This window comes from Pseudooceanicola lipolyticus (assembly GCF_002786325.1).
Taxonomy (GTDB): domain Bacteria; phylum Pseudomonadota; class Alphaproteobacteria; order Rhodobacterales; family Rhodobacteraceae; genus Pseudooceanicola_C; species Pseudooceanicola_C lipolyticus.
In genome coordinates this window covers 1-5,446 of record NZ_PGTB01000208.1, presented here as the reverse complement: position 1 = coordinate 5,446, position 5,446 = coordinate 1, and the positions used below count along the sequence as shown (strand labels likewise).

Sequence of the window (5,446 nt, the reverse complement as noted above, 5' to 3'; positions counted from 1 at the left end):
GTTGCGATCCTGGCGCCGCGCGACGGCGCGACCGGTTCACAGGACACGGTGGCGCCGCCCGCCTTTCTGGCGCCGAAACCTGCCGCGCCCAGCAGCGGGCTGGTGGCCGAACCGCAGGTCGCCACCGGCCGGTTCCTGACCGCGCTGGAAGTGCGCCCGATCCTGAACGCCACCCAGGCCAATTGGATCGCGGTGCGCGAATATGGCGGCCAGGACCTGCTGTATGTCACCCATTTGTGGTCGTGGCGCTGCGGATTGCTGGAATTGCGGATCGGCCTGAATGGCGCCACGCCCGAGATCTGGCCGTTGCCGCCCTGTCACGAGGACCTGCCCGCTGCCGCCGCCATTCTGGAAAGCGACGGGCTGCCCTACCGCTCTTTCCCGCTGCGCTCGGTGCAATTGATCGAGGTGCAGCTGACCTATGACGATCTCGGCACCTCGAAGGTCAGGTTCAACCGGGCCGGCGTGGTCATTCCCTAGGCCCGGTCAGGCCGGGTTCACCCGCGTTCGCCCATCAGTGCCGCGTCGAAGGGATAACTGGTCAGGTTTTCGAAGCCGTCTTCGGTGATCAGCACCTGGTCTTCCAGCTTGATCGAAAAGGCGCCGCCAACCTCGCCCACCGCCGCCTCGACACACAGCACCATGCCGGGTTCCAGCGCATAATCGAAGGCACCCTCGACCGCCTTGTCGGGATAGGCCAGCAGGGGCCATTCGTCGCACAGCCCGACGCCATGCATCATGCAGCCATATTTCTGCGCCTGGTACTTGTCGTCCAGCCGGTGGCAGGCGGCGATGATGTCGGGAATCCAGGCGCCGGGGCGCAGCAGCTGCATATTGGTCATGATATGTTCATGGGCGTGACGCATAGCATAGACCATCTCGGGCGGCGGGCTGTCCTCGCCGATCCACCAGCTGCGCGAAATGTCGATGCAGATGCCATAGCTGCCGATCAGGTCGGTGTCGAAGCTGATGATCTCGTTATTCTGCACGATGCGCGGCCCGCATTCCTGGAACCACGGGTTGGTGCGCTGGCCCGAGGACAGCAGCCGGGTCTCGATCCATTCGCCGCCGCGGCGGATGTTCTCGGCATGCAGCACCGCCCAGATATCGTCTTCCGAGGTCTGGCCGAAGGGCACATTGGTGCGGGCATAGGCCTCCATCGCCGCAACCGCCGCCTCGCAGGCATGGGCGGCGCAGCGCATCGCCCGGATCTCGTCGGGCCCCTTGATGGCGCGGGTCTTCTCAGTGACCTCCTCGCCCTCCATCACCTCGAAACCCTGCGCCTCCAAGGCCCGCAGCGCGTGCAGCATCGGCTTGTCCACCGCCAGCCGGGTTTCGCCCGGCGCATGGGCCTGCAGGAGGTCGCGGATCTCGGCGGCAAACACGGCGGCCTGCGCGCCGGTGCGATCCCCACGGTCGAAATAGAACAGGTCGGCGCCGGCGCGCACCTCGCGCACCAGCGGGTTGAACGAGGACAGGAACGGCGCGTTCTTGTAATCCCAGATCACCATATAGCCATCGGCGCAGAGCAACACCGCGCGGAACGGGTTATGCGCGTTCCACAGCTGCATATTGGTGGTGTCGGTGGCATAGCGGATGTTGAGCGGGTCGAACAGCAGCAGCCCGGCATAGCCCCGATCGACCACCGCGCGGGTCAGCCGCTGCCAGCGAAAGTTGCGCATCGCGGCAAGGTCGGGCAGCGTCAGCCCGGCCTCGGCCCATTCCGAAAAGGCCAGCCGGGTCGGCCCGATCTCGATCCGGTCGGCATCGTTGGGGGTGCCGTCCCCCAGCCACTCGCCTGCCGCCGGATCGATCGGCGCCGGCCGGCCGCGGGCCGGGTCGATCTTGCGGGTGTCGCTGTAATAGGCCGTCATCGCCACGCTCCTTGCCGTTCTCCATATCCTGTGCGGCGGTTGCCCTCGGGTCGTGCCCGATTGCGACCAGGGGCGGTGTCGTTTTTGGCCGACAGGGTCAGGACTTGCTGCTAGGACGACGCCATGATCCCGCCGCTGCAATCGACGCTTCCCTATGATCCCTTCACCCGGCCGCGCCTGCCCGGTGTGCAGCCGCTGGAGATCGGCAATTGGCTGATCCGTGACGAGGCCTTTGCCGCGCAGATGGCGCTGCGCGACCAGCTTCTGGCCGAACGGCGCGGCGAGGTCGTGGCGCTGGACGACGGCGCGCGCGAGGCGGCGGACGAATTGCTGGGCCTGGTGCTGTCGCTGGCCTATCCCGGCGCCAAAGACTGCGTGATGCGCCCCGACGGGGTGGCGGTGCCGGTTGACCGGGCCGACCCGCTGGGCACGCTGGGCCGGCTGGCGCAGGAGGATCTGTGCCTGCTGCAGAAACGCGGCGATGAACATGTGCTGACCGGAGCGGTGCTGTGTTTCCCGGCCAGCTGGATGCTGGCCGAGAAATTCCAGCGCCCGCTGGTGCGCATCCACGCGCCGGTGCCGCCCTATGATGCCAATATTGCCGCACGGGTGCAGCGGCTGTTCGACGGGGTGCGACCGGAACGGCCGCTGTGGCGGTTCAACGCTTTGTGGTACGAGGATCCGGCGCTGTTCCAGCCGCGCAGCGAAGCCGCCCCGCGCCCGGCGCGACGGGCCGAGACGGCGGCGTTTTTTCGCAGCGAGCGGCAGTCGATTCTACGGCTGCCCGACAGCGGCGCGGTGGTGTTCTCGAGCCACACCTTCGTGATTCCGCGCGACCGGATCATGGCGCAGTTCACGGCAGGGTGACGGGTAGGGTGGGGTATACCCCAACCTACCACGCTGTTTTTTCGAGATGTTAGGGGCTGCCCCTTGCGCAGGTCCCTTACAGCGGCAGTTCAGCCGCCAGGCTGTGCAGCACGCCCGAGGCGTGCAGCGTCACCACCAGCGCGGTCAGCGACAACACTTGGGTGTTCAGGCGCAGATCCTCGCCCCGCAACAGGTTGACCGCCGCCACCGACAGCGCCACCGGCGCCGACAGAAAGCCGATCATTCCGGTCATCGCCCAAACCGCCAGCCGCTGAACCGAGCTGGGGCCGCTGTCGGGCTGATAGGGCACCGGGGGCAGCGGCTGGGTCACATCATCGCTGCGATAGGCCAGCGCCAGGGCATCCTCGGGGAAGAAGATGTCGGTTTCTTCCTCGGGTGCCTCAAGCAACGGAAAAGGGTGGCGGCGCGACAGCGGCGCGACCGTCCTTTCGCTGCCGGCAAAGGCGGGAACGGCGCCGAAGCCGGTGCTGTCCGCTTGCACCAGGCAGGGCGCGATGCTGCCAAAAGAGGCCAGGAATTCGCTGTGATCCAGGATCGTCAGCGGATCCAGCCATTCGACCACGCGGGTGTCGAACTCGTGCAACGCGCGGTAGAGCATCACTGCCATCAGCAGTTCGGAAATATCCTGATCGTCGCGGGCCGGATCGGCCGGCGTAATTTCGATCTTCAGCCGCCAGCCCTTGGCCGGTCCGGTTGCGGCGCCGTCATGGCGGCAGCGCTGTGCCGCGGGTTCGGCATGCGGGCCGGGCGCCAGGGTCAGCTTGGCGGCGTAATGGGTGGCGGTGACGCGCGCATTGCGCGTGTCGCTCAGGCTGCAGCGTTCGACCGGGTGGCCAAAGTCCTCGAATGCCGTTGCGACCATTTCGGCGAAAGTTTCCAACATGCCGTCTTCATGTCCGGAAACGATCAGCGCTCCGTGATACCTGCTTCCTCTGTCCATGGGTGTCCTCCCACTTTGCTTGAATTTCCGGCAGGCTATTTGGAAAGCAGGGAAAAACTGTGTCTCAACCGGCGAAACAATATGGCATCGGCATGACCTTGCCTGTGGATAAGTTAATGATTTTGCGCAAAATTTTCACTGGATTTGCGAGAATTTGACGAAAATGGGGCGTCCGGATGGCGTCAGATCGTCAGCCGGCGTCTAATTCCCGTCGATCCGGGCCGCCATCAGCGCGATGCTTTGCTGATAGACGGTGGCGGCGTTCCATTGCTCGATCACCCGGAAATTCGGCTGTCCCGGCGCATAGCCGCGCCCCGGCTTCCAGCCCTTGGCGCGCAGGAAATTCGCCGTCGAGGCCAGCGCGTCGGTCAGGTTGTAGAAATCGACCTGGCCGTCGCCGGTGGCGTCGACGCCATAGGTCAGCGCATTGCCCGGCAGGAACTGGGTATGGCCCAGCTCGCCATGGCGCGCGCCCAGGGTGGCGGCGGTGATGCTGCCCTGGTCCACGAGCGTCAGCGCGCCAAGGGCGTGGGGGACGAAAAATTCCGAGCGGCGGCAATCATAGGCCAAAGTCACGATGGCAGAGACCACCGGGCTGTCGCCCATGAAATTGCCGAATGCGGTTTCCATCCCGTGGATTGCCAGCAGGATGCCGGCGGGCACCCCATATTGTCGCTCCAGCGTCGCGTAATAATTCGGGTTGGCCGCCTTGCGCCGCCGCGCCTGGGCCACGATGGTTTCGGCGCCGCGCACCTGGAGGAATTTTTCCAGCGTATAGCGGAAACTTTTCTGGTTGCGGTCCGCGGCGATGGTGCGGGTGGCATATTGCGCCTGCGCCAGCGCCTCCAGCCCGCGCCGCTTGACCCCGGCCTTGCGCGCCACCTTCGCGAAATCGGCCTTCCAGGCTTCGAACCCGGTTGCGGTATTGCCGCAACTGGCCGCCGCGGCGGGGCTGGCCAAACAGATCAGGCTGGCCAGAACGGGAATCAGTCTTGTCGGGCTGCGGCGCATCGGTCTCTCCTCTGACAGCGACAGCGCCATGCTAACCGCCGGGCGCCACGCTGAGAAGCCGCTAGCGCGAGGTCTCCCCCAGCACTGGCTCGTCCGAGAAGGCGGATTCGATCGCCATTTTGGGCAGGTTCAGCAGCGGCAGACCGACCCAGAGGAACAGGCCGATCCCCACCAGGATCATCCAGCCAGAGCCGCCGGCCTGCCGTTTGCCGGTGCTGCGCAGGCTGCCGTGACCCAGCGTCACGCTCTCGCCGCCCTCGGCGTCCCGCTCCCACACCGCGGTGATGGCGGAATAGCCGGGATGCGGCCGGAACGGGGCAGGCGGCTCCGATCCTGCGGCCTCGGCCGGTTCGGGCCAGAAAGAAACGATGATGCGCCCCTTGGGGAAGGTCGCATCGGGGGCGGCGTGGCGCACATATAGCGCCATGCCCAGCGTCTCTTTCAGCGCATCGCCCTCGGCCAGCGCCAGCGCGCCCTTGACCTTTTCGCGCACCAGCGTGTCCAGCAGCGCCAGGCTCATTTCCAGCGGCACCGCTTCGGGGATGCCCTCCAACACCAGGGTCCGGCCGATCAGGTGATGCGACTGCCAGGCGATCAGCCCGGTGCCGTCGCGCCCCCGCGGCCCGGTCTGCTTCGGTGTCGGCACCGGGTGCAGGGTCAGCACCGGGCTGGGCGCCGCGGCCAGCGCCGCCGCCAGTTCCTCGGGCGTATAGAACAGGTCGGATGTGCACAG

At 66.4% G+C, this 5,446-nt stretch carries 6 protein-coding genes; 2 read left to right on the top strand and 4 right to left on the bottom strand.

Annotation, left to right across the window (positions count from 1 at the left end; all coding sequences use genetic code 11):
* The coding region (locus CVM52_RS23190; protein WP_306372776.1) for a hypothetical protein at nucleotides 1-480 on the top strand (480 nt) is incomplete at its 5' end.
* Between the two features lie 17 nt (nucleotides 481-497).
* Here CVM52_RS23190 and dddP read toward each other — a convergent pair.
* Nucleotides 498-1,874, bottom strand: coding sequence for a dimethylsulfonioproprionate lyase DddP (dddP, locus tag CVM52_RS23185; protein WP_100164716.1), 1,377 nt, complete (start codon nucleotides 1,872-1,874; stop codon nucleotides 498-500).
* A gap of 123 nt (nucleotides 1,875-1,997) precedes the next feature.
* Here dddP and CVM52_RS23180 point away from each other — a divergent pair, with 123 nt between their 5' ends.
* Nucleotides 1,998-2,741, top strand: a complete 744-nt coding sequence (locus CVM52_RS23180; RefSeq protein WP_100164715.1) for a heme-dependent oxidative N-demethylase family protein — start codon at nucleotides 1,998-2,000, stop codon at nucleotides 2,739-2,741.
* A 76-nt stretch (nucleotides 2,742-2,817) separates the two neighbouring features.
* On the opposite strand, the gene CVM52_RS23175 is transcribed toward CVM52_RS23180, so the two are convergent.
* The 3 genes from CVM52_RS23175 to CVM52_RS27145 form a co-directional block, all read right to left on the bottom strand.
* Nucleotides 2,818-3,702: a hypothetical protein gene (locus CVM52_RS23175; RefSeq protein WP_133119954.1), complete on the bottom strand. Its 885-nt coding sequence runs from the start codon at nucleotides 3,700-3,702 to the stop codon at nucleotides 2,818-2,820.
* A gap of 201 nt (nucleotides 3,703-3,903) precedes the next feature.
* Nucleotides 3,904-4,713 carry a lytic murein transglycosylase gene (locus CVM52_RS23170; protein WP_100164713.1) on the bottom strand — a complete coding sequence of 270 codons (810 nt, stop codon included), beginning with the start codon at nucleotides 4,711-4,713 and terminating at the stop codon, nucleotides 3,904-3,906.
* A gap of 61 nt (nucleotides 4,714-4,774) precedes the next feature.
* The coding region (locus CVM52_RS27145; protein ID WP_172721073.1) for a hypothetical protein at nucleotides 4,775-5,446 on the bottom strand (672 nt) is incomplete at its 5' end.

Bases quoted from the DNA above. Each gene is read 5' to 3' on its own strand.
- dddP (WP_100164716.1), bottom strand. From the start codon at position 1,874: ATGACGGCCTATTACAGCGACACCCGCAAGATCGACCCGGCCCGCGGC.
- CVM52_RS23180 (WP_100164715.1), top strand. From the start codon at position 1,998: ATGATCCCGCCGCTGCAATCGACGCTTCCCTATGATCCCTTCACCCGG.
- CVM52_RS23175 (WP_133119954.1), bottom strand. From the start codon at position 3,702: ATGGACAGAGGAAGCAGGTATCACGGAGCGCTGATCGTTTCCGGACAT.
- CVM52_RS23170 (WP_100164713.1), bottom strand. From the start codon at position 4,713: ATGCGCCGCAGCCCGACAAGACTGATTCCCGTTCTGGCCAGCCTGATC.